Source organism: Methylobacterium sp. 1030, assembly GCF_040544715.1.
In the GTDB taxonomy this organism is placed as follows: Bacteria; Pseudomonadota; Alphaproteobacteria; order Rhizobiales; family Beijerinckiaceae; genus Methylobacterium.
This window is the reverse complement of record NZ_JBEPKM010000017.1, coordinates 111,480-129,442: the sequence shown is the minus strand read 5'-3', so window position 1 is coordinate 129,442 and position 17,963 is coordinate 111,480. Positions and strand designations below refer to the sequence as shown.

At 70.6% G+C, this 17,963-nt stretch carries 21 protein-coding genes; 15 read left to right on the top strand and 6 right to left on the bottom strand.

What is annotated here, in order from left to right; all coding sequences use genetic code 11:
• The first annotated feature begins 12 nt into the window (after positions 1-12).
• Entirely contained in the window at positions 13-723 is a 711-nt protein-coding gene (locus ABIC30_RS23715; protein ID WP_181049199.1) for an HAD hydrolase-like protein, read from the top strand.
• On the opposite strand, the gene ABIC30_RS23710 is transcribed toward ABIC30_RS23715, so the two are convergent.
• Positions 660-1,157, bottom strand: coding sequence for an outer membrane protein assembly factor BamE (locus ABIC30_RS23710; RefSeq protein WP_020093881.1), 498 nt, complete (start codon positions 1,155-1,157; stop codon positions 660-662). The two genes, ABIC30_RS23715 and ABIC30_RS23710, sit on opposite strands and share 64 nt — an antisense overlap.
• Before the next feature lie 155 nt (positions 1,158-1,312).
• Between ABIC30_RS23710 and ABIC30_RS23705 the strand changes: the two genes are divergently transcribed.
• The 12 genes from ABIC30_RS23705 to ABIC30_RS23650 all read left to right on the top strand — a co-directional run bounded on the left by ABIC30_RS23705 (position 1,313) and on the right by ABIC30_RS23650 (position 12,828).
• Positions 1,313-1,882, top strand: a complete 570-nt coding sequence (locus tag ABIC30_RS23705) for a ubiquinol-cytochrome C chaperone family protein (RefSeq protein WP_020093880.1) — start codon at positions 1,313-1,315, stop codon at positions 1,880-1,882.
• Positions 1,879-2,409, top strand: a complete 531-nt coding sequence (locus ABIC30_RS23700; protein WP_020093879.1) for a YceD family protein — start codon at positions 1,879-1,881, stop codon at positions 2,407-2,409. The genes ABIC30_RS23705 and ABIC30_RS23700 overlap by 4 nt, the downstream gene beginning before the upstream one ends.
• A gap of 144 nt (positions 2,410-2,553) precedes the next feature.
• Complete coding sequence (gene plsX, locus ABIC30_RS23695) at positions 2,554-3,588, top strand: phosphate acyltransferase PlsX (RefSeq protein ID WP_026605038.1); 1,035 nt, start codon at positions 2,554-2,556, stop codon at positions 3,586-3,588.
• A gap of 99 nt (positions 3,589-3,687) precedes the next feature.
• The gene (locus ABIC30_RS23690; protein WP_051123757.1) at positions 3,688-4,695 is read left to right on the top strand and encodes a beta-ketoacyl-ACP synthase III; all 1,008 of its coding nucleotides are present in this window, start codon (positions 3,688-3,690) and stop codon (positions 4,693-4,695) included.
• A 167-nt stretch (positions 4,696-4,862) separates the two neighbouring features.
• A complete protein-coding gene (locus ABIC30_RS23685; RefSeq protein WP_020093876.1) occupies positions 4,863-5,183 on the top strand; it encodes an integration host factor subunit alpha in 321 nt (106 codons plus the stop codon).
• Between the two features lie 113 nt (positions 5,184-5,296).
• Positions 5,297-5,797 (top strand): MerR family transcriptional regulator, encoded by a 501-nt coding sequence (locus ABIC30_RS23680; protein ID WP_020093875.1) that lies wholly within the window; start codon positions 5,297-5,299, stop codon positions 5,795-5,797.
• A 79-nt stretch (positions 5,798-5,876) separates the two neighbouring features.
• A complete protein-coding gene (locus ABIC30_RS23675; protein WP_026605037.1) occupies positions 5,877-6,296 on the top strand; it encodes a hypothetical protein in 420 nt (139 codons plus the stop codon).
• 120 nt (positions 6,297-6,416) lie between these two features.
• The gene (locus tag ABIC30_RS23670; protein ID WP_026605036.1) at positions 6,417-6,860 is read left to right on the top strand and encodes an Ig-like domain-containing protein; all 444 of its coding nucleotides are present in this window, start codon (positions 6,417-6,419) and stop codon (positions 6,858-6,860) included.
• A gap of 218 nt (positions 6,861-7,078) precedes the next feature.
• Positions 7,079-9,031 (top strand): PrkA family serine protein kinase, encoded by a 1,953-nt coding sequence (locus ABIC30_RS23665; RefSeq protein WP_020093872.1) that lies wholly within the window; start codon positions 7,079-7,081, stop codon positions 9,029-9,031.
• 194 nt (positions 9,032-9,225) lie between these two features.
• Positions 9,226-10,527 (top strand): YeaH/YhbH family protein, encoded by a 1,302-nt coding sequence (locus tag ABIC30_RS23660; RefSeq protein WP_020093871.1) that lies wholly within the window; start codon positions 9,226-9,228, stop codon positions 10,525-10,527.
• 34 nt (positions 10,528-10,561) lie between these two features.
• Complete coding sequence (locus tag ABIC30_RS23655) at positions 10,562-12,133, top strand: SpoVR family protein (protein WP_100252796.1); 1,572 nt, start codon at positions 10,562-10,564, stop codon at positions 12,131-12,133.
• A gap of 266 nt (positions 12,134-12,399) precedes the next feature.
• Positions 12,400-12,828 (top strand): PaaI family thioesterase, encoded by a 429-nt coding sequence (locus tag ABIC30_RS23650; RefSeq protein WP_234081343.1) that lies wholly within the window; start codon positions 12,400-12,402, stop codon positions 12,826-12,828.
• Between the two features lie 110 nt (positions 12,829-12,938).
• On the opposite strand, the gene ABIC30_RS23645 is transcribed toward ABIC30_RS23650, so the two are convergent.
• The 4 genes from ABIC30_RS23645 to glyA form a co-directional block, all read right to left on the bottom strand.
• Entirely contained in the window at positions 12,939-13,562 is a 624-nt protein-coding gene (locus tag ABIC30_RS23645) for a riboflavin synthase (protein ID WP_020093868.1), read from the bottom strand.
• A gap of 3 nt (positions 13,563-13,565) precedes the next feature.
• Complete coding sequence (ribD, locus tag ABIC30_RS23640) at positions 13,566-14,675, bottom strand: bifunctional diaminohydroxyphosphoribosylaminopyrimidine deaminase/5-amino-6-(5-phosphoribosylamino)uracil reductase RibD (protein WP_234081341.1); 1,110 nt, start codon at positions 14,673-14,675, stop codon at positions 13,566-13,568.
• Positions 14,672-15,205 (bottom strand): transcriptional regulator NrdR, encoded by a 534-nt coding sequence (gene nrdR, locus ABIC30_RS23635; protein WP_056523583.1) that lies wholly within the window; start codon positions 15,203-15,205, stop codon positions 14,672-14,674. Before nrdR ends, ribD begins: the two co-directional genes overlap by 4 nt.
• A gap of 115 nt (positions 15,206-15,320) precedes the next feature.
• A complete protein-coding gene (gene glyA / locus ABIC30_RS23630) occupies positions 15,321-16,625 on the bottom strand; it encodes a serine hydroxymethyltransferase (RefSeq protein ID WP_012320887.1) in 1,305 nt (434 codons plus the stop codon).
• A gap of 233 nt (positions 16,626-16,858) precedes the next feature.
• Between glyA and ABIC30_RS23625 the strand changes: the two genes are divergently transcribed.
• Positions 16,859-17,026: a hypothetical protein gene (locus tag ABIC30_RS23625; RefSeq protein WP_234081339.1), complete on the top strand. Its 168-nt coding sequence runs from the start codon at positions 16,859-16,861 to the stop codon at positions 17,024-17,026.
• A gap of 137 nt (positions 17,027-17,163) precedes the next feature.
• On the top strand, positions 17,164-17,613 hold the full coding sequence (locus ABIC30_RS23620; RefSeq protein ID WP_020093865.1) for a hypothetical protein: 450 nt from the start codon (positions 17,164-17,166) through the stop codon (positions 17,611-17,613).
• 22 nt (positions 17,614-17,635) lie between these two features.
• Here ABIC30_RS23620 and ABIC30_RS23615 read toward each other — a convergent pair whose 3' ends face one another.
• Positions 17,636-17,953: a cupin domain-containing protein gene (locus ABIC30_RS23615; RefSeq protein WP_234081337.1), complete on the bottom strand. Its 318-nt coding sequence runs from the start codon at positions 17,951-17,953 to the stop codon at positions 17,636-17,638.
• Positions 17,954-17,963 lie beyond the last annotated feature (10 nt).

The following is a 17,963-nucleotide window of genomic DNA, read 5'->3' as shown; positions in this document are numbered from 1 at the left end:
ATGCCGGCCCGGATGCCGGCCGCGCCCGGGCCGGGTCTCGTCGTCCTCGACTTCGACGGCACGCTGGCCGACAGTTTCGGGTGGTTCTGCTCGGTGCTGAACGGCGTCGCCGACCGCTACCGCTTCCGCCGGGTCGAGGCCCACGAGGTGGAGGAGCTCCGGCTCCAGGGCGCCCGGGCGATCGTCGCCCATCTCGGCATCCCGCGCTGGAAGCTGCCGCTCATCGCCCGCCACATGCACGCGCTGGCCGCCCGCGACGCCGCGCAGATTGCCCTGTTTCCCGGCGTCCCGGCGATGCTGGCCGCGATTGCGGCGGCGGGCGTGCCGCTGGCGATCCTGTCGTCGAATCGCGCCGACACGGTGCGGCGGGTGCTCGGACCGGACAATGCCGCCCGCATCGGCAGATACGCCTGCGGGGCGTCGATCTTCGGGAAGGCGCGCCGGCTGCGGGCGTTGCTCGCGCGGACCGGGGTGCCGCCGCACCGGGCCCTCTGTGTCGGCGACGAGATCCGGGACCTCGAGGCGGCGCGGGCGCTGGGCTGCCCGTTCGGCGCCGTGGCCTGGGGCTACACCGACCCGCGGGCCCTCGCGTCCCATGGCCCCGAGCACCTCTTCCCGGAGCCCGGGGCGATCGCCCGCCTCGTGGCGGGCGAGGCCGGTCACATGCCGCGATTCGCGCCCGGCACGACGCTGGTGCCGCTGCCGCTGCCGAACGGCTCGTAGCGGGTCAGGCCGCGGAACAGCTGGCTGAGGAAGGCGCGGTCGGCGCCGCTCGTCGGCGTGGTGCGCTCGATGAAGTCGAAGATCCGGCCGTCCTGCAGGCCGTAGAGCGCCACGCGCTCGACCTTGAAGGCGGGGGTGAAGTACACGGCCGTGACCTTCTGGTCCTCGACCTGCTCGCCCAGGAACATGATTGTCCGGCGGGTGTTCTGCGAGATGTAGTACCAGGACTTGTTGCCGACCGTGGACACGGTCGAGGGCGTGCCCAGGATCTGCAGCACCTGCTCGGGGCCCATGCCGGGCTTGATCGTGGCGAGCGCCGCCTGATCGACCTGGTAGCCGTGGCGCAGCTCCTCGCCGATGCAGCCCGACAGACCGGTTGCCGCGAGGCCGAGCAGGGCGAGGCGCGCGAAGGACTGGACGAAACGGCGCCGCATCGGGCCCCCAGAGAGCGTGTTGACGGACGGGGCGCGACCGTCGCCGCCGGCACGGGGCTCCGACGGCGCTTGCGCCCTGGGCGTGGGTTGCCGTACCGCGGGGTTATGGCTTTGACAAGGCAAGCTTGGCCACAGAGGGCCGGGGTTCGACACCGATGATCGCCGGGCTGTTCCGCCGCGCGGGCGCGCGCCGCCGCGCCGTCGAGGGGCTGCACGTCGCCCTGAGCGAGGCCGCGCGCCGGCCAGGCCTCTACACGGATCTCGGCGTGCCCGACACCGTGGAGGGCCGGTTCGAATCCCTGTGCCTGCACGCGATCCTGGTCCTGCGCCGGCTGAACCGGCTGCCGCCGCCGGCCGCCGAGGTGGCGCAGGATCTGGTGAATTCCGTCTTCACCCAGCTCGACGCCTCCCTGCGCGAACTCGGCGTCGGCGACATGGGCGTGTCCAAGCGGATGAAGAAGCTCGGCGCCGCCTTCTACGGCCGGGCCGAGGGCTACGACGCGGCCCTGGAGGCCGGCGACGCCGCGGCCCTGGCGGCCGCCCTCGTCCGCAACGTGCTTGGCGGCGAGGGGGACGGGCGCGGTCTCGCCGCCTACGTGCGGGCGGCCGACGCCGCCCTCGCCGGGGCCGATCTCGACGGGCTGCTCGCGGCCGGGCCGCCCTTCCCGGAGCCCGACGGCTTCGCGCCGGTACCGGCCGGCCCTGACCACGGAGGACGCGCATGAGCCGCGATGCCAGCAGCCGCGATGCCGGCCAGGACGCTTTCCCGCTCGCGCGCTGGGTCAATGTCGAACGCCTGCCCCAGGGGCGCGGCGCCGTCACCGTGGAGGCGAGCCCGGCCGAGTGCGCGGCGCTGGCCGCCGATTTCGGCATCCCGGGGATCCGCGACCTCGTCGGGCGCTTCGCCATCGAGGGGGCGACCAGCCGCCTCACCGTGACCGGCACCGTGGAGGCCCTGGTGACCCAGGTCTGCACCGTCAGCCTCGAACCCTTCGAGGCGCCGGTCCGGGAGCCGGTCGAGGTGGTGTTCACCGACACCGACCGGCTCGCCGGCACCGATGCCGAGGACGCCGACATCCCCGACCCCCTGGTCGGCGGCCGCATCGATTTCGGCGCGCTCACCGCCGAGTTCCTGGCGCTGGGCCTCGACCCGTACCCGCGCAAGCCCGGCATCGCCTTCGAGCCGGTCGTGGCGGGCGACGAGGCCGGACCCCTCGACGGTCTGCGCAAGCTCCGCGACCGCGACGGCTGAGGCCGCCGCGTCCGGCCGGAACCGCCGGCCGCCCGATTTCATTTGCCCGCCGGGCCGGTATCGCTATGGTCCGCCGCGCCCGGCGGGCCCCGTCCCGCCGCCGTCCGACCCCTTTCCCGCCGAGACCCGCGACCCGCTACCGACATGTCCCAACGCGTGTGCATCTCGCTCGACGCCATGGGTGGCGACCACGGGCCCACCACGGTCGTGCCCGGCGCGGCGCTGGCCCGGGAGCGCCATCCCGGCACCACCTTCCTGATGTTCGGCGACGAGGCGGTGATCGCGCCGCTGGTCGCCAAGGAGCCCCGGCTCAAGGACTGCGTGGAGATCCGCCACACCAGCGTGGCCGTGGCCATGGACGACAAGCCGAGCCAGGCGGTGCGCCAGGGCCGGGGCAAGTCGTCCATGTGGCAGGCGATCCAGGCGGTCCGCGACGGGCAGGCCGATGCCTGCGTGTCGGCCGGCAACACCGGCGCGCTGATGGCGATGTCGAAGATCTGCCTGAAGACCATGTCGGGCATCGAGCGCCCGGCCATCGCCTGCCTGTGGCCGACCGTGCGCGGCGAGAGCGTCGTGCTCGACGTCGGCGCCACGATCGGCACGGATGCCGAGCACCTCGTCGAGATGGCCGTGATGGGCTCGGCCATGGCGCGCATCGTGTTCGACCTCGAGCGCCCCACCGTCGGCCTGCTCAACGTCGGCACCGAGGAGATGAAGGGCAACGAGGCGGTCAAGGAGGCTGCCCGGATCCTGCGCGAGATGGAGAGCCCCGGCCTGACCTATCACGGCTTCGTCGAGGGCACGGATCTCGGGCGCGGCACGGTCGACGTGGTGGTGACCGAGGGGTTCACCGGCAACATCGCCCTCAAGACCGCCGAGGGCACCGCCAAGCAGATCGGCACCTATCTCCGCTCCGCCATGACCCGGACGCTGGCCGCCAAGATCGGCGCCCTGTTCGCGCGGCAGGCCTTCAAGGCCCTCAAGGACAAGATGAACCCGAGCCGGGCCAACGGCGGGGTGTTCCTCGGCCTCGAGGGCATCGTCATCAAGAGCCACGGCTCGGAGAACGCGCAGGGCTTCGCCGCGGCGATCGATCTGGCGCACGACATGGCGCGCCACGACATGATCCGCACGATCCGCGAGATGCTCGACCAGACGGCGGCGCTGGCGCCGGCCTGACGCCGGCACCGGGCCTCCGTCGACGGACGGGATGGAAATCGGACGCCCGCGGCTTCACAACCGGCGATTGTGAAGCTGGATCGTCCGGGAAGGACAATGATGGCAACCCTCCGCACTGACCCCGAGCAGCACCGGCGCGTCCCCCCTCTGCGCTCGGTGGTGGTCGGGACCGGCTCGAGCCTGCCCGCGCGGGTGGTGACGAACGCCGACCTCGCCGAGCGGGTGGACACGTCCGACGAGTGGATCGTCCAGCGGACCGGGATCCGCCAGCGCCACCTCGCGGGACCCGACGAGACCACCTCGGTCCTCGGTACGCGCGCCGCCAGGGCGGCCCTCGACGATGCCGGGCTGAGCGCGGACGACATCGACCTCGTCATCTGCGCCACCTCGACGCCGGATCACACCTTCCCGGCGACCGCGACCCAGATCCAGGCGGCACTGGGCATCCATCAGGGCGCGGCCTTCGACCTGCAGGCGGTGTGCGCCGGCTTCGTCTTCGCGGTCTCGACCGCCGACAAGTTCCTGACCACGGGGGCCGCCCGCCGGGCCCTCGTGATCGGCGCCGAGACCTTCTCGCGGATCGTCGACTGGGAGGACCGCACCACCTGCGTGCTGTTCGGCGACGGGGCCGGCGCCGTCGTGCTGGAGGCGCAGGAGGGGGCCGGGGACCGCGGCGTCCTCAGCGCGAGCCTGCGGTCGGACGGACGCCACCGGGAGAAGCTCTACGTCGACGGCGGCCCCGGCTCCACCGGCACAACCGGCCACCTGCGCATGGAGGGCCGCGACGTGTTCCGATTCGCCGTCGGGCAGGTCACCGACGTGATCGTGGAAGCCTTCGCGCAGGCGGGCATCACCGCGGAGGAACTCGATTGGTTCGTGCCGCATCAGGCCAACCGCCGGATCATCGAGGCCTCGGCCGACAAGCTCGGTGTCGCTCGGGACAAGATCGTCCTGACGGTGGACCGCCACGGCAACACCTCGGCGGCCTCGATACCCCTGGCCCTCGACGTGGCGCGGCGGGACGGCCGCATCCGGGCGGGCGACCTCGTGATGATCGAGGCGATCGGCGGCGGGTTCAGCTGGGGCGCCGCGCTGATCCGCTGGTAGCGTTTCGGGCGGCGCGCCCGAAACGATTCGCTGTCCCGGCGCGGTTGACCGGGGGCGGAGCGCCGATTAGCGTGCCGGATCATAGGGATACGCCTTCAGCGTTCGGCGCGGCCAAGGGTGCCGCGCCGTGCGTCATGGGGCGAGCGACGCGGGCGAGGGGACACGGCATGGCAGGCAAGACGGTGACGCGCGCCGACTTGAGCGAGGCCGTCTACCACCAGGTGGGCCTGTCGCGGACCGAGTCGGCCGCCCTCGTCGAGACCGTGCTGTCCGAGATCTGCAGCTGCCTCGCGAGCGGCGAGACGGTGAAGCTGTCCTCGTTCGGCTCCTTCGTGGTCCGCAGCAAGGGCAAGCGCGTCGGCCGCAATCCCAAGACCGGGGTCGAGGTCGCGATCGAGCCGCGGCAGGTGATGGTGTTCAAGCCCTCCAACGTGCTCAAGGCCAAGATCAACGGCCTGAACGGCGCGGGCGACCACGACGACGAGTGAGCGCGCCGCGAATGCGGCCGCGTCGGCGAGCGCTTCGGGCAGGGTCTTCAGGCTTGAGTGCGGCCCCGCGAGCCGGCAAGATCGGGCCGCTTCGCCCACTCCGTAAGACGCCCATGCCGCCAGCCCTCGCCGCCTCGACCGACGAACCGCCGACCGGGATCGGCGAGAAGAGCGCCCACGCTTTCCGGACGATCAGCGAGGTGGCCGAGGAACTCGACGTGCCCCAGCACGTCCTGCGATTCTGGGAAACCCGCTTCGGCCAGATCCGCCCCGTGAAGCGGGCGGGGGGGCGCCGCTACTACCGGCCCCAGGACGTCGAGCTCGTCGCCGGCATCCGCCACCTCCTGCACGTGCAGCGCTACACCATCGCGGGGGCGCAGCGGGTCCTCAAGGAGAACGGCGTCCGCTTCGTGCAGGCCGTCGGCCGCGGCGAGGCCGTGGCGGCCGAGCCGCTGCTTCAGGAGGTCGAGACCGAGGCGGGAGCCCGGAGCGGGACCGGGGGCGCGACATTCGGCGCGTCGGACCGGGCGGCCCTGGCCGGGGCCCTGGACGAGCTGCGCGCCTGCCGCGCCCTGCTCGACGGGCTGCGCGACCTGCCCGACATGGAGGCCTGAGCGGGCCTGCCGGGCTCGACGACCCCGGCACCGCGCGCGGCGGGCGAACTTTCCGGCAACACGTCGCGTTGTCGCCCGCATGGCCGCGCCCAAACCCAAGTTGACGCCCAGCCAGGAACTGATGGCCCGCATCATGCGGATCGTCCGCTCCTGCCCGGAGGCGGCGTCCGAAGTCCTGGAGCTGATGTTCCTCGTCAGCCAGATCGAGGCGGCCACCGGGGTCGACCGGGACTATCGCGACGCCAAGCGGGTGATCAGCCGCCTGCGCAACCCGCTCTGGGAGATGGGTCCCACCGACCGGGAGAAACTCCTGGCGGCCGCTGAGACGATTCGCCGGGTCTGCCGGCTGGCCGAGGACGAGATTCCCCCCGTGCCGGTGGCCGATGCCGGGGAGCGGGCGCGGGTCGAGGGGCGGCTCGCCGCCGCCCTGGCCGGCGAGTTCGACGCGGCGCAGATCGCCCGCATCACCGGGATCGTCGCGGCGGCCCTCCAGAATTAACCCGCCGCCCGAGCCCTCGACGCCCGTGCGCGGCGTCCCCACATGGTCTCCACCGATGAACGGGACATCCGGACGCGTGTCCGGGGAGAGGTCCCGGGTCGGCACTGGAGAGACGCTGCCATGATTGCCCTACGTCCGCTCGCCGCGCTGCTCGCAGGGAGCATGGCACTGGCCGGGCCCGCCCTGGCCCAGACGCCGTCCAGCCGAACCAAGACGGTGGCGCCCGGCAAGACGGTCCGCATCGAGATCGCGCCGAACCTCAAGAAGGACTGTTCTCCTGGGCCGATGCCCGAGTTCAAGGTCTCGGGCCCGCCGAAGAACGGGTCGGTGATCACCAAGGTCGGCAAGCTGAAGACGCCGGCGAGCTACCGCTGCCCCAACAAGGAAGCGGCCGTCCAGGCGCTGTTCTATCAGCCCAACAACGGATTCACCGGTACCGACGAAGTGACGTTCGAGGTCAAGAGCTCCGACGGCCAAGTCCAGACGCAGACCGTCAAGATCACTGTCGGGGGGGCGGGGACCAAATCAGGAGACGACGGCAAGAAAGAGGGCACGGATTTGTGAGCAGGCTCCGGCCGAAACGGTATCTGGCTAGTCCTGCCGCTCGGTCAGCCGTCCGGGGGCGTCACGGAGTCTCGTCCGTGACGCCTTCAGCGCTCCGGAGTGTTGCATGCAATCGACATGCCGGGCGCCATGCTCGCCGCACTGCGACAAAAGCGGGCCTGTCGGTTGCATCCGAGCCGAGACAGGATGAAGCTGTCACGGTCTGAGAGGGTTATCGAATGCCGATGCATGCGACGAACGACCTTTTCCAGAGCTTCGCCCGAGGGTACGAGGCCCGCCGCGACACGGAGATGACGCTCTCCGAGTACCTGGAGGCCTGTCGCGACGAGCCCCTGATGTACGCCTCGGCCGCCGAGCGCATCCTCGCGGCGATCGGCGAGCCGGAATTCGTGGACACCGCCAGGGATTCGCGCCTCGGCCGGATCTTCATGAACCGGACGATCCGGACCTACCCGGCCTTCCGCGAATTCTACGGCATGGAGGAGACGATCGAGCGGATCGTCTCGTTCTTCCGCCACGCCGCGCAGGGGCTGGAGGAGCGCAAGCAGATCCTCTACCTGCTCGGGCCGGTGGGCGGCGGTAAGTCGTCGCTGGCCGAGCGGCTGAAGCTCCTGATGGAGGTTCACCCCGTCTACGTACTCAAGGCTGGGGACGAAGTGTCGCCGGTCTTCGAGAGCCCGCTGGGCCTGTTCGACCCCGAGACCATGGGCGAGGAGATCCAGCGCCGCTACGGCATCCCGCGCCGGCGGCTGACCGGCCTGATGAGCCCCTGGGCGCTGAAGCGCCTCGACGAGTTCAACGGCGACATCTCGCGCTTCAAGGTGATCAAGGTCCGGCCGTCGCGCCTGCGCCAGATCGCCATCGCCAAGACCGAGCCGGGTGACGAGAACAACCAAGACATCTCCTCGCTCGTCGGCAAGGTCGACATCCGCCGCCTGGAGACCCTGTCGCAGGCCGATCCCGACGCCTACTCGTACTCGGGCGGCCTGAACCGGGCGAACCAGGGCATCCTCGAGTTCGTCGAGATGTTCAAGGCGCCGATCAAGATGCTGCACCCGCTGCTCACCGCGACGCAGGAGGGTAACTACGTCGGCACCGAGAATATCGGCGCGATCCCGTTCACCGGCGTGATCCTGGCGCACTCGAACGAGGCCGAGTGGCAGACCTTCAAGACCAACAAGAACAACGAGGCCTTCATCGACCGGATCTACGTGATCAAGGTCCCGTACTGCCTGCGCGTCACCGAGGAGCAGCGGATCTACGAGAAGCTGATCTCCGGCTCGGAGCTGTCGGACGCGGCCTGCGCCCCCGGCACGCTGGAGATGCTGGCGCGGTTCTCGGTGCTGTCGCGGCTCCGCGAGCACGCCAATTCCAACGTCTTCTCCAAGATGCGGGTCTACGACGGCGAGTCCCTGCGCGAGGTCGATCCCCGCGCCCGCTCGATGCAGGAGTACAAGGACACGGCCGGCGTCGACGAGGGCATGGACGGGATCTCGACCCGTTTCGCCTTCAAGGTGCTGGCCGCGACCTTCAACCACGACACCACCGAGGTCTCGGCCGACCCGGTGCACCTGATGTACGTGCTGGAGCAGTCGCTGCGCCGCGAGCAGCTCCCGCCCGAGACCGAGAAGAAGTACCTGGAATTCATCAAGACCGAACTGGCCCCGCGCTACGCGGAGTTCATCGGCCACGAGATCCAGAAGGCCTACCTCGAATCGTACCACGATTACGGGCAGAACCTGTTCGACCGGTACATCGACTACGCCGACGCCTGGATCGAGGACCAGGACTTCAAGGACGCCGAGACCGGCCAGCTCATGAACCGGGAGCTCCTGAACCAGGAGCTGACCAAGATCGAGAAGCCCGCCGGGATCGCCAACCCGAAGGACTTCCGCAACGAGGTGGTGAAGTTCGCTCTGCGCTCCCGGGCGCAGCACGGTGGCCGGAATCCCAGCTGGACCAGCTACGAGAAGCTGCGCGAGGTGATCGAGCGGCGGATGTTCTCCCAGGTGGAGGAGCTGCTGCCGGTGATCTCCTTCGGCTCGAAGAAGGACGGCGAGACCGAGAAGAAGCACGGCGAGTTCGTCGAGCGCATGGTGGCGCGCGGCTACACCGAGCGGCAGGTCCGCCGCCTGGTGGAGTGGTACATGCGGGTGAAGCAGGCCGGCTGAGGGACGACGGGGCCCGGGCCCGTCCGATGGATCGGCCGGGCCCCGTACCGACCCTCCGCCGCCACAGTTTCGGACGACCGGCCGGCGAAGATCGCGGCCCTGCTGCCAAAGAGGGATCCTTCCCTCCGGTGACAGCATGGTACGACAAGGGTCCGGACCCGGCCGGAGCACGCGGACGAGGGTTTTCGCAGCGGATGCACATCGTCGACCGACGTTTGAACCCGGGCGGCAAGAGCCTCCCGAACCGCCAGCGCTTCCTGCGGCGCGTGAAGGACGTGGCCCAGCGCGCGGTGCGGGAATCCGCCCGCGAGAAGGACATCAAGGATCTCGGCAAGGACGGCCGCGTCACCGTGCCGGCGGACGGCGTCCGGGAGCCCCGCTTCTCGCGCCAGCCCGGCACCGGCCTGCAGGATCACATCCTGCCCGGCAACAAGACCTACGTGGAGGGCGACACGATCGAGCGCCCGCCGGGCAGCGGCGGCGGTCGCGGCTCCGGCGAGGGCGGGGAGGGCGGCGAGAACAGCGAGGACGCGTTCCGCTTCGTGCTCACCCGCGAGGAGTTCCTGGAACTCTTCCTCGAGGATCTGGAACTGCCGGACCTCGCCAAGCGTCGCCTCGCCATCGTCGAGACCGAGGGACTGCGCCGGGCGGGCTACACGGTCACCGGCTCGCCCGCGAACCTCGCGCTCACCCGAACCCTGCGCAACTCGATGTCGCGGCGGATCGCCCTCAAGCGCCCGAAGCCCGACGAGGTCGCGGCTCTGGAGGCCCGGCTCGACGCCCTCGCCGAGGGGCACCCGGAGCGGCCGGACTTGGAGCAGGCGCTGTTCCGGCTGCGCGAGCGCGCGAAGCGCATCCCCTACGTCGACCCGATCGACCTGCGCTTCCGCCGGTTCGAGCCCTATCCGCGGCCGATCGCGCAGGCGGTGATGTTCTGCCTGATGGACGTGTCCGGCTCGATGACCGAGCACATGAAGGACCTCGCCAAGCGATTCTACATCCTGCTGCACATCTTCCTGACGCGCCGCTACCGGCACGTCGAGATCGTGTTCATCCGCCACACCGACCGGGCGACCGAGGTGGACGAGGAGACCTTCTTCGGCTCCCGCGAGACCGGCGGCACCCTGGTCTCGTCGGCGCTCGTGGAGATGAAGCGCGTCATCGCCGAGCGCTACGACCCGAACGACTGGAACATCTACGCGGCCCAGGCCTCGGACGGCGACAACGTCTCGTCCGACGGGCCGACCTCCACGGAGCTGCTGCGGTCGCACATCCTGCCCGCCTGCCAGCACTTCGCCTATCTGGAGGTGGGCGACGAGAACGGTCCCCGAGCCGGCTTCGTCGAGCACCGCACCACCCTGTGGCGGACCTACGAGGCCATCGCCAAGGCCGGCGGCCCGATCGCCATGCGCAAGGTCAACCACCGCCGGGAGATCTACCCGGTCTTCCGCGAGCTGTTCGGCCGCAAGGAAGGCCGCGCCGAGGCGGAGGCGTGATGGCGGCGCGCGCATCAACCGATCGGGAGGCCGCATGACGCTCGTCAAGGCACGCACGCCCCAGATCATCGCGGGCAACCAGAAGCCGCTGTTCACCGGCAACGACTGGGATTTCGACACGATCCGGCGGATCCACGACGCCTGCGAGGCGGTGGCCGGGCCGCAGCTCGGACTGTCGTGGTACCCGAACCAGATCGAGATCATCACGGCCGAGCAGATGCTCGACGCCTACGCGTCGATCGGCATGCCGCTGTTCTACAAGCACTGGTCGTTCGGCAAGCACTTCGCCCAGCACGAGGCCGGCTACCGCCGCGGCCTGATGGGGCTCGCCTACGAGATCGTCATCAACTCGGACCCGTGCATCTCCTACGTCATGGAGGAGAACACGGCGACGATGCAGACGCTGGTCATCGCGCACGCCGCCTTCGGCCACAACCACTTCTTCAAGAACAACTACCTGTTTCGGCAGTGGACCGACGCCGAGGGCATCCTCGACTACCTCGACTTCGCCAAGGGCTTCATCGCCCGCTGCGAGGAGCGCTACGGCCACCAGGCGGTGGAGCAGGTGCTCGACGCCGCCCACGCGCTGATGAGCCAGGGCGTCCACCGCTACCCGCGCAAGAAGCGGCCGGACCTCGCCTCCGAGCAGCGGCGCGAGCGCGAGCGGATCGAGCACGGCGAGCAGATCTACAACGATCTCTGGCGCACCCTGCCGCAGAAGATCGGCACGGCGCGTCCGGACGCGGCCGCCGAGCGGCGCAAGGCGCTGCTCGAACTGCCGCAGGAGAACATCCTGTATTTCCTGGAGAAGGCCGCGCCCCGCCTGCGCCCCTGGCAGCGCGAGATCCTGCGCATCGTCCGCCTGGTGGCCCAGTACTTCTATCCGCAGCGCCAGACCAAGGTGATGAACGAGGGCTGCGCCACCTACTGCCACTACCGGATCATGAACGCCCTGTCGGAATCCGGGCAGATCACCGAGGCGGCCTATCTCGAATTCCTGCAGTCGCACACCAACGTCATCCGGCAGCCGAACTACGACGACCGCTCCTACGGCGGCCACAATCCCTACGCGATCGGTTTCGCGATGATGCAGGACATCGCCCGCATCGCCGAGCAGCCGACCGAGGAGGACCGGGCGTGGTTCCCCGACATCGCGGGGGTCGGCGACGCCATGGCGGTCCTGCGCGATTGCTGGGAGAATTACCGGGACGAGAGCTTCATCCAGCAGTTCCTGTCGCCCAAGCTGATGCGCGATCTGCGCCTGTTCCACGTGGTCGACGATCCGGAGGAGCCGGAGCTGCGGGTGGAGGCGATCCACGACGAGCGCGGCTACCGCAAGCTGCGCCGCTCCTTCGCGCGGCAGTACGACGTGGCGTGGCTCGACCCCGACATCGAGGTGGTGGACGTGGATCTGGAGGGCGACCGGCGCCTGATCCTGCACCACAAGGCGATCAACAAGATCACCCTGCAGAAGGACGACGCCAAGCGCGTGCTGCAGCACCTCGCCGACCTCTGGGGCTACGACGTGGTGCTCAAGGAGGTCGAGCCGGCCACCGGCGCGGTGCTCGGCGAGATCACCGCCAGCGCGCGGCCGATCTTCTTCTGAGCGGGACGGCGGGAGGGCGCCTCCCGCCCGATTCCCCGTCCTGATGTGGCGTCCGGCCGAAACCCTCGATGGCGGCAGCCCTCCGTCATCACGAGCGCGGCGAAGTGACCCAGGGTCGCGCGACATCGGTGAATGTAGCGCCGACTGGATCGCTTCGCGCCGCTCGCCAAGACGGCACCGGCCGATCGACTGGGACCTTCCGATGAGGACGGCAGTTCCGAAGGCCTCGTGATTGCCTCGGCGGTACCGCCGTGCTGCATGGGGCAATGACCGCCCCGATCCTCACCCTCGCCGAGACCGGCGACTTCCTCGACCGCGAATTCCCGCAGATGCAGGCGGGCGGGCGCGCCTACCACCTCGAGGCCGTGGGACCGCTCGCGGCGCGGATGCGGCTCGAAGCCCACGAGCGCTTCCTGCGTCCCGGCGCGACCGTGTCGGGGCCGGCCATGATGGCGCTGGCCGACTACGCCCTCTACGCGGCGATCCTGGCCAATATCGGTCCCGTGGCGCTCGCGGTGACGACGAGCCTCACCTTCAACTTCCTGCGCAAGCCCGCCACGGGGGATCTCGTGGCCGAATGCCGGCTGCTCAAGCTCGGCCGGCGCCTCGCCGTCGGCGAGGTGTCGATCACCGCCGTCGGCAGCCCGGACCTCGTCTGCCACGCCACCGGCACCTACTCGATCCCGCCGCGCTGACGCGCCAGGCCGTCATCGCGAGCGGAGCCAAGCGCGCCGGGGCTTCGCGACACTCGAGAGCGTGGCGCTGCTGGGTTTTCGCTCCGCTCGCCATGACGAGGGTGCCCGGCTCAGCCGACACGCGCCTCGGCGAGCCGGGCGGCGTAGCGGGCGATCAGGTCGACCTCGAGGTTGAGCCGATCCCCCTGCCGCCGCTCGCCCCAGGTGGTGACCTGGAGCGTGTGCGGGATCAGCAGCACCGAGAACAGGTCGTCCGCGACCGCATTCACGGTGAGCGAGGTGCCGTCGAGGCAGACCGAGCCCTTCTCGGCGATGAACTTCTTCACGGCGGCCGGGGCCCGCAGGGTGAAGCGCTCGCTGGCGCCCCAGGCATCGGCCGTCACGCTCACGCGCTCCACGATCTCGGCGAGGCCGTCGACGTGGCCGGTGACGAGATGGCCGCCGAGCTCGTCGCCGATCTTCAGGGAGCGTTCGAGGTTGATCCGCGTGCCCGCCGCCCAGGTGCCGACGGTGGTGCGCGCCAGCGTCTCGGCGGCGGCGTCGACCGCGAAGACGCAGCCGCCCGCGGCGGGCTCCACCGACACGGCGGTGAGGCACGGTCCGGCGCAGGCGATCGAGGCGCCGAGCGCGATCGTCGCCGGATCGTAGGCGGCGCGGATCGCGATCCGGCGCAGGTCACCGTCGCCCGAGACCGAAACGACCGTGCCGATGGCGCTGACCAAGCCCGTGAACATCGCTTACGTCCTGTTGCGTTCGTAGGTCACGGCCGCGTCGGGCCCGAGCTGCAGCCGCTCGGCCTCCCGGAACCGCTCGCCCGCTAGGGCTTCCGCCAGGGCCGGGCCCAGGGCCGGCAGGCCGCCCGCTGCACCCAGCTCCGCCGGCCCGGTGACCAGCGTGCAGGCATCGACCAGATCGGCCCGGGCCAGCGCCTCCGCAAGGCGGGGGCCGCCCTCGCTGCACAGGCGGGTCAGGCCGCGCTCGCCGAGACGCGCCAGGGCCGCCGGAAGGTCGATCCCGCCGGCCGCGTCCGCCGCTACGGTGGCGACCTCGACGCCGAGGGCCTCCAGGGCCCGCCGCGCGTGGGCCGGGGCCGAGCGGGTCGTGAGCACCAAAGTCGGTGTGTCGCGGGCGGTGCGGGCGAGGACGCTCGCCGGGGAGAGCCGCAGATGCGTGTCGAGCACGACCCGCAGGGGCGAGCGCGTGCCGAGGCCCGGCAGCCGCACGGTCAGCGACGGGTCGTCGGCCCGGGCGGTGCCGATGCCGATCAGGATCGCGTCGGCGTGGGCCCGCCACAGGTGGACCGCCCCGTCCGCCACCGGCCCGGTGATCCGCAGGCGCTCCGGTCCGGCGGAAGCGCAGAAGCCGTCGCGGGTGCGGGCGAGCTTGAGGTGCAGGGCCGGGCGGCCGCGGGTCACCCGGGTGACGTGGCCGACATGGTCGCGCGCCGCCTCCTCCCGCATCAGCCCGGTCTCGACCGCGACGCCGCCCCGCCGCAGGAGGTCGTGGCCGCGCCCGGCCACCCGCGGGTCGGGATCCTCCAGGGCGCTGACCACCCGGGCGATCCCGGCGGCTAGGATGGCGTCGGTGCAGGGCGGCGTGCGGCCGTGATGGGAGCAGGGCTCCAGGGTGACGTAGAGGGTCGCGCCGCGGGCAGCCTCGCCGGCGGCGGCGAGCGCCACGGGCTCCCCGTGCGGGCGCCCGCCCGGCGCCGTGGCCGCCGTCCCGAGGATGCGGCCGGTTTCGGGCTCGACCACGACGGCGCCGACCGACGGGTTCGGCCAGGTGGTGCCGAGTCCGCGCCGGCCCAGCGCCAGGGCGAGGCGCATGAAGTTCGGGTCACCGCTCATGGACGCCCGGCGCGGCGCCGCCCCGACGCCTCGGGCTCCGGGTCGCCCTCCGGACCCGGCGCGGCCGCCGGTACCGGCGTGCCGTCGCTCAGCGTGCCGAGCAGCTCCTCGAAGTCCCGGGCCTCGCGGAAGTTCTTGTAGACGGAGGCGAAGCGCACGTAGGCGACGTCGTCGAGGCCCTTCAGCCCCGCCATCACCAACTCGCCGATCGCCTCGGAGGTCACCTCGGGCTCGCCGGCGCTCTCGAGCTGCCGGGTGATGCCGCTGACCAGCCGCTCGATCCGCTCCGGATCGACGGCGCGCTTGCGCAGCGCCACGTCGATGGAGCGCTGGAGCTTGTCGCGGTCGAACGGCACGCGCTTGCCCGAGCGCTTGAGCACCACGACCTCGCGGAGCTGCACGCGCTCGAAGGTGGTGAAGCGGCCGGCGCAGTCCGGGCAGACCCGGCGGCGCCGGATCGCGGCGCCGTCCTCGGAGGGCCGCGAGTCCTTCACCTGGGTCTCGGAGCCGCCGCAGTAGGGACAGCGCATGGATCTCGCTACTCGGGCATGGAAACGGCCGCGGACCGGTCGGATCCGCGGCCGTTTCCTAATCCACCGCGGGCCGGCCCGGAAGACCGGCCCCGGCTCAAGCGGCCCTCTTGCCTCAGCCGTAGATCGGGAACCGGTCCGTCAGCGCGTGGACGCGGGTCTTGACGTCGGCCTCGACCGCGCTGTCGCCGGCCTCACCCTTGGCGGCGAGCCCGTCCAGCACCTCGACGATGAAGCCGCCGATCTGCTTGAACTCGGCGACGCCGAAGCCGCGCGAGGTGCCGGCCGGGGTGCCGAGCCGGATGCCCGAGGTGATGGTCGGCTTCTGCGTGTCGAAGGGGACGCCGTTCTTGTTGCAGGTGATGTGCGCCCGCGACAGGGCCGCCTCGGCGGCCTTGCCGGTGAGGCCCTTCCGCTGGAGGTCGACCAGCATCAGGTGGTTGTCGGTGCCGCCCGAGGTGATGTCGTAGCCGCCCGAGATCAGCGTGTCGGCGAGCGCCCGGGCGTTCTCCACCACCTGGCGGGCGTAGATCTTGAACTCGGGCTTCAGCGCCTCGCCGAAGGCCACCGCCTTGCCGGCGATGACGTGCATGAGCGGGCCGCCCTGGAGGCCGGGGAAGATCGCCGAGTTGAACTTCTTGGCGAGCGCCTCGTCGTTCGTCAGGATCATGCCGCCGCGCGGGCCGCGGAGGGTCTTGTGGGTCGTCGTGGTGGCGACGTGGGCGTGCGGGAACGGCGACGGGTGGACGCCGGCCGCCACGAGGCCCGCGAAGTGGGCCATGTCGACCATGAAGTAGGCGCCGACCGAGTCGGCGATCTCGCGGAACTTGGCGAAGTCCCAGTGGCGCGGGTAGCCCGAGCCGCCGGCGATGATCACCTTCGGCTTGTGCTCCTGGGCGAGCTGGGCGACCTGCTCCATGTCGATCCGCTGGTCCTCGCGGCGCACCGTGTAGGAGACCGGCTTGAACCACTTGCCCGAGACGTTCGGCGGCGCGCCGTGCGTCAGGTGGCCGCCGGCGGCGAGGTCGAGGCCCAGGAAGGTGTCGCCGGGCTGCATGAGCGCCAGGAACACACCCTGGTTGGCCTGGGAGCCGGAATTCGGCTGCACGTTGGCGAAGCCGCAATCGAACAGGCGCTTGGCGCGCTCGATGGCGAGATCCTCGGCGATGTCCACGAACTGGCAGCCGCCGTAGTAGCGCCGGCCCGGATAGCCCTCGGCGTACTTGTTGGTGAGCACCGAGCCCTGAGCCTCCAGCACGGCGCGGGAGACGATGTTCTCCGAGGCGATCAGCTCGATCTCGTGCTGCTGGCGGCCGAGCTCCTTGGCCACCGCCTCGGCGATCTCGGGGTCGGCTTCCGTCAGCGGGGCGGCGAAGAAGCTGTTGGAGAAGTGCTTGTCGGCGGCGGTACCGGCGCTCATGGTCTGCCTCTGTTCTGGTAGGGGCGATGCCCGGCCTTTCGTCGGCGTGCACGGGCGGGCGTTGAAGGTGGGATTCCTACACGCGCCGAGGGCTCAGGCCAAGCACAGGCATTTTGCTCGCGCGCCAAGAATAATTTGTCGCAGCCTGCCGCGGCGACCTAGAGTGCTGCCGGCATATTTTCCTTCTCTGCCACTAGCGGCTCGATAAAAGGAAAAAAGTCATGGAATAAATCATGAACGTTTCGAAGATCAGAGACGCGATGCGGTACTGTGATCTGCCGGATGCCCTAGATTATTCCATCACTGAGCTTCGGCTCGGCCTGCCTTCATCGCGCGACGGCAGGACCAGCGCTGCCCCGGTTCAAGCGATCTGGGAGATCAAGACCGGCAATGCGCAGTAGACGCCGGCTCGCGCGCGCGAACTGCGCAGAGATGTCGGCGTGGATGACAGTTTTCCCGTCATAGAGGTTCACTTGAGACGAGGAAACTCGGTCAAGGGACTGTCAATATCCGCGATCCTACTCGGAGAGAGGTTGCCATGAGCATGGAAGCCTACGCGCTCTGCGCGGGCGCGATGCCTGGTGTGGCGGAATGGCAGGCGGCCATCCACGAAAACGGGTTCGATCTGAAACTCGACGCCGCGCGCATACCGCCGGCCACGCAAGGGCATCTGCCCGCGACCTGGCGGCGCCGCGAGGCCGGCTTCGAGTGCCAGATCATTCCGCTGTCGGATCTGACGGACACCTATACCGACATCGACTTCGGCGGGCCGTGGACGTGCGTCTATGCCTTCTACTTCGCCACGCTCCCGGCTTGCGTCGGGGCGTGGATGGCTGTCGCGGCCTGCGCGGCCCAGTCGGACGGTATCGTCTTCGATCCGCAAGAGGGGCAGCTGCTCACCGCCGAGGGCGCGATCCGCTACGCGCGCGACACGGTGGCGCGCATCGTCAGTCTGGAGGCGCAGTTCGACGCCTCGACGGGCGGCTGAGGCCGGACGGCGTGTCGCGCCGTCAGGCCCGCGGGGCGAGGTTCGTCTCGATCAGGACCGTCTCGGCCTCGAACGCGGCCGCGTGCCACGCACCGGCCGGGAAGTGGAACACGCTGCCGGCCGAGAACGGCTCGCGGCCTCGCTCGGTCTCCAGGATCCCCGAGCCCGAGAGCACCTGAACGAACTGCTCGTGATCGTGGCTGTGCGCCGGCGCCGAGACGCCGGCCGGGACGACCACGCGCACGAGGCTGGCGCCCGAGCCCGGGATCGTGCGCTTGGCGACGCCGTTCCCGCCGAGACTCTCGGCGTGGTCGTCCCAGGCGGTCAGGTAATCGCTCATCGACGGGTCT

Coding starts and splice junctions, on each gene's coding strand:
- ABIC30_RS23700 (WP_020093879.1), top strand. CDS start 1,879: ATGAGCCGCGATGCCAGCAGCCGCGATGCCGGCCAGGACGCTTTCCCG.
- ABIC30_RS23715 (WP_181049199.1), top strand. CDS start 13: ATGCCGGCCGCGCCCGGGCCGGGTCTCGTCGTCCTCGACTTCGACGGC.
- glyA (WP_012320887.1), bottom strand. CDS start 16,625: ATGAGCGCCGGTACCGCCGCCGACAAGCACTTCTCCAACAGCTTCTTC.
- ABIC30_RS23685 (WP_020093876.1), top strand. CDS start 4,863: ATGGCAGGCAAGACGGTGACGCGCGCCGACTTGAGCGAGGCCGTCTAC.
- ABIC30_RS23665 (WP_020093872.1), top strand. CDS start 7,079: ATGCCGATGCATGCGACGAACGACCTTTTCCAGAGCTTCGCCCGAGGG.
- ABIC30_RS23650 (WP_234081343.1), top strand. CDS start 12,400: ATGACCGCCCCGATCCTCACCCTCGCCGAGACCGGCGACTTCCTCGAC.
- ABIC30_RS23660 (WP_020093871.1), top strand. CDS start 9,226: ATGCACATCGTCGACCGACGTTTGAACCCGGGCGGCAAGAGCCTCCCG.
- ABIC30_RS23655 (WP_100252796.1), top strand. CDS start 10,562: ATGACGCTCGTCAAGGCACGCACGCCCCAGATCATCGCGGGCAACCAG.
- ABIC30_RS23705 (WP_020093880.1), top strand. CDS start 1,313: ATGATCGCCGGGCTGTTCCGCCGCGCGGGCGCGCGCCGCCGCGCCGTC.
- ABIC30_RS23625 (WP_234081339.1), top strand. CDS start 16,859: ATGAACGTTTCGAAGATCAGAGACGCGATGCGGTACTGTGATCTGCCG.
- ABIC30_RS23675 (WP_026605037.1), top strand. CDS start 5,877: ATGGCCGCGCCCAAACCCAAGTTGACGCCCAGCCAGGAACTGATGGCC.
- plsX (WP_026605038.1), top strand. CDS start 2,554: ATGTCCCAACGCGTGTGCATCTCGCTCGACGCCATGGGTGGCGACCAC.
- ABIC30_RS23680 (WP_020093875.1), top strand. CDS start 5,297: ATGCCGCCAGCCCTCGCCGCCTCGACCGACGAACCGCCGACCGGGATC.
- ABIC30_RS23690 (WP_051123757.1), top strand. CDS start 3,688: ATGGCAACCCTCCGCACTGACCCCGAGCAGCACCGGCGCGTCCCCCCT.
- ABIC30_RS23620 (WP_020093865.1), top strand. CDS start 17,164: ATGAGCATGGAAGCCTACGCGCTCTGCGCGGGCGCGATGCCTGGTGTG.
- nrdR (WP_056523583.1), bottom strand. CDS start 15,205: ATGCGCTGTCCCTACTGCGGCGGCTCCGAGACCCAGGTGAAGGACTCG.
- ABIC30_RS23645 (WP_020093868.1), bottom strand. CDS start 13,562: ATGTTCACGGGCTTGGTCAGCGCCATCGGCACGGTCGTTTCGGTCTCG.
- ABIC30_RS23710 (WP_020093881.1), bottom strand. CDS start 1,157: ATGCGGCGCCGTTTCGTCCAGTCCTTCGCGCGCCTCGCCCTGCTCGGC.
- ABIC30_RS23615 (WP_234081337.1), bottom strand. CDS start 17,953: ATGAGCGATTACCTGACCGCCTGGGACGACCACGCCGAGAGTCTCGGC.
- ribD (WP_234081341.1), bottom strand. CDS start 14,675: ATGAGCGGTGACCCGAACTTCATGCGCCTCGCCCTGGCGCTGGGCCGG.
- ABIC30_RS23670 (WP_026605036.1), top strand. CDS start 6,417: ATGATTGCCCTACGTCCGCTCGCCGCGCTGCTCGCAGGGAGCATGGCA.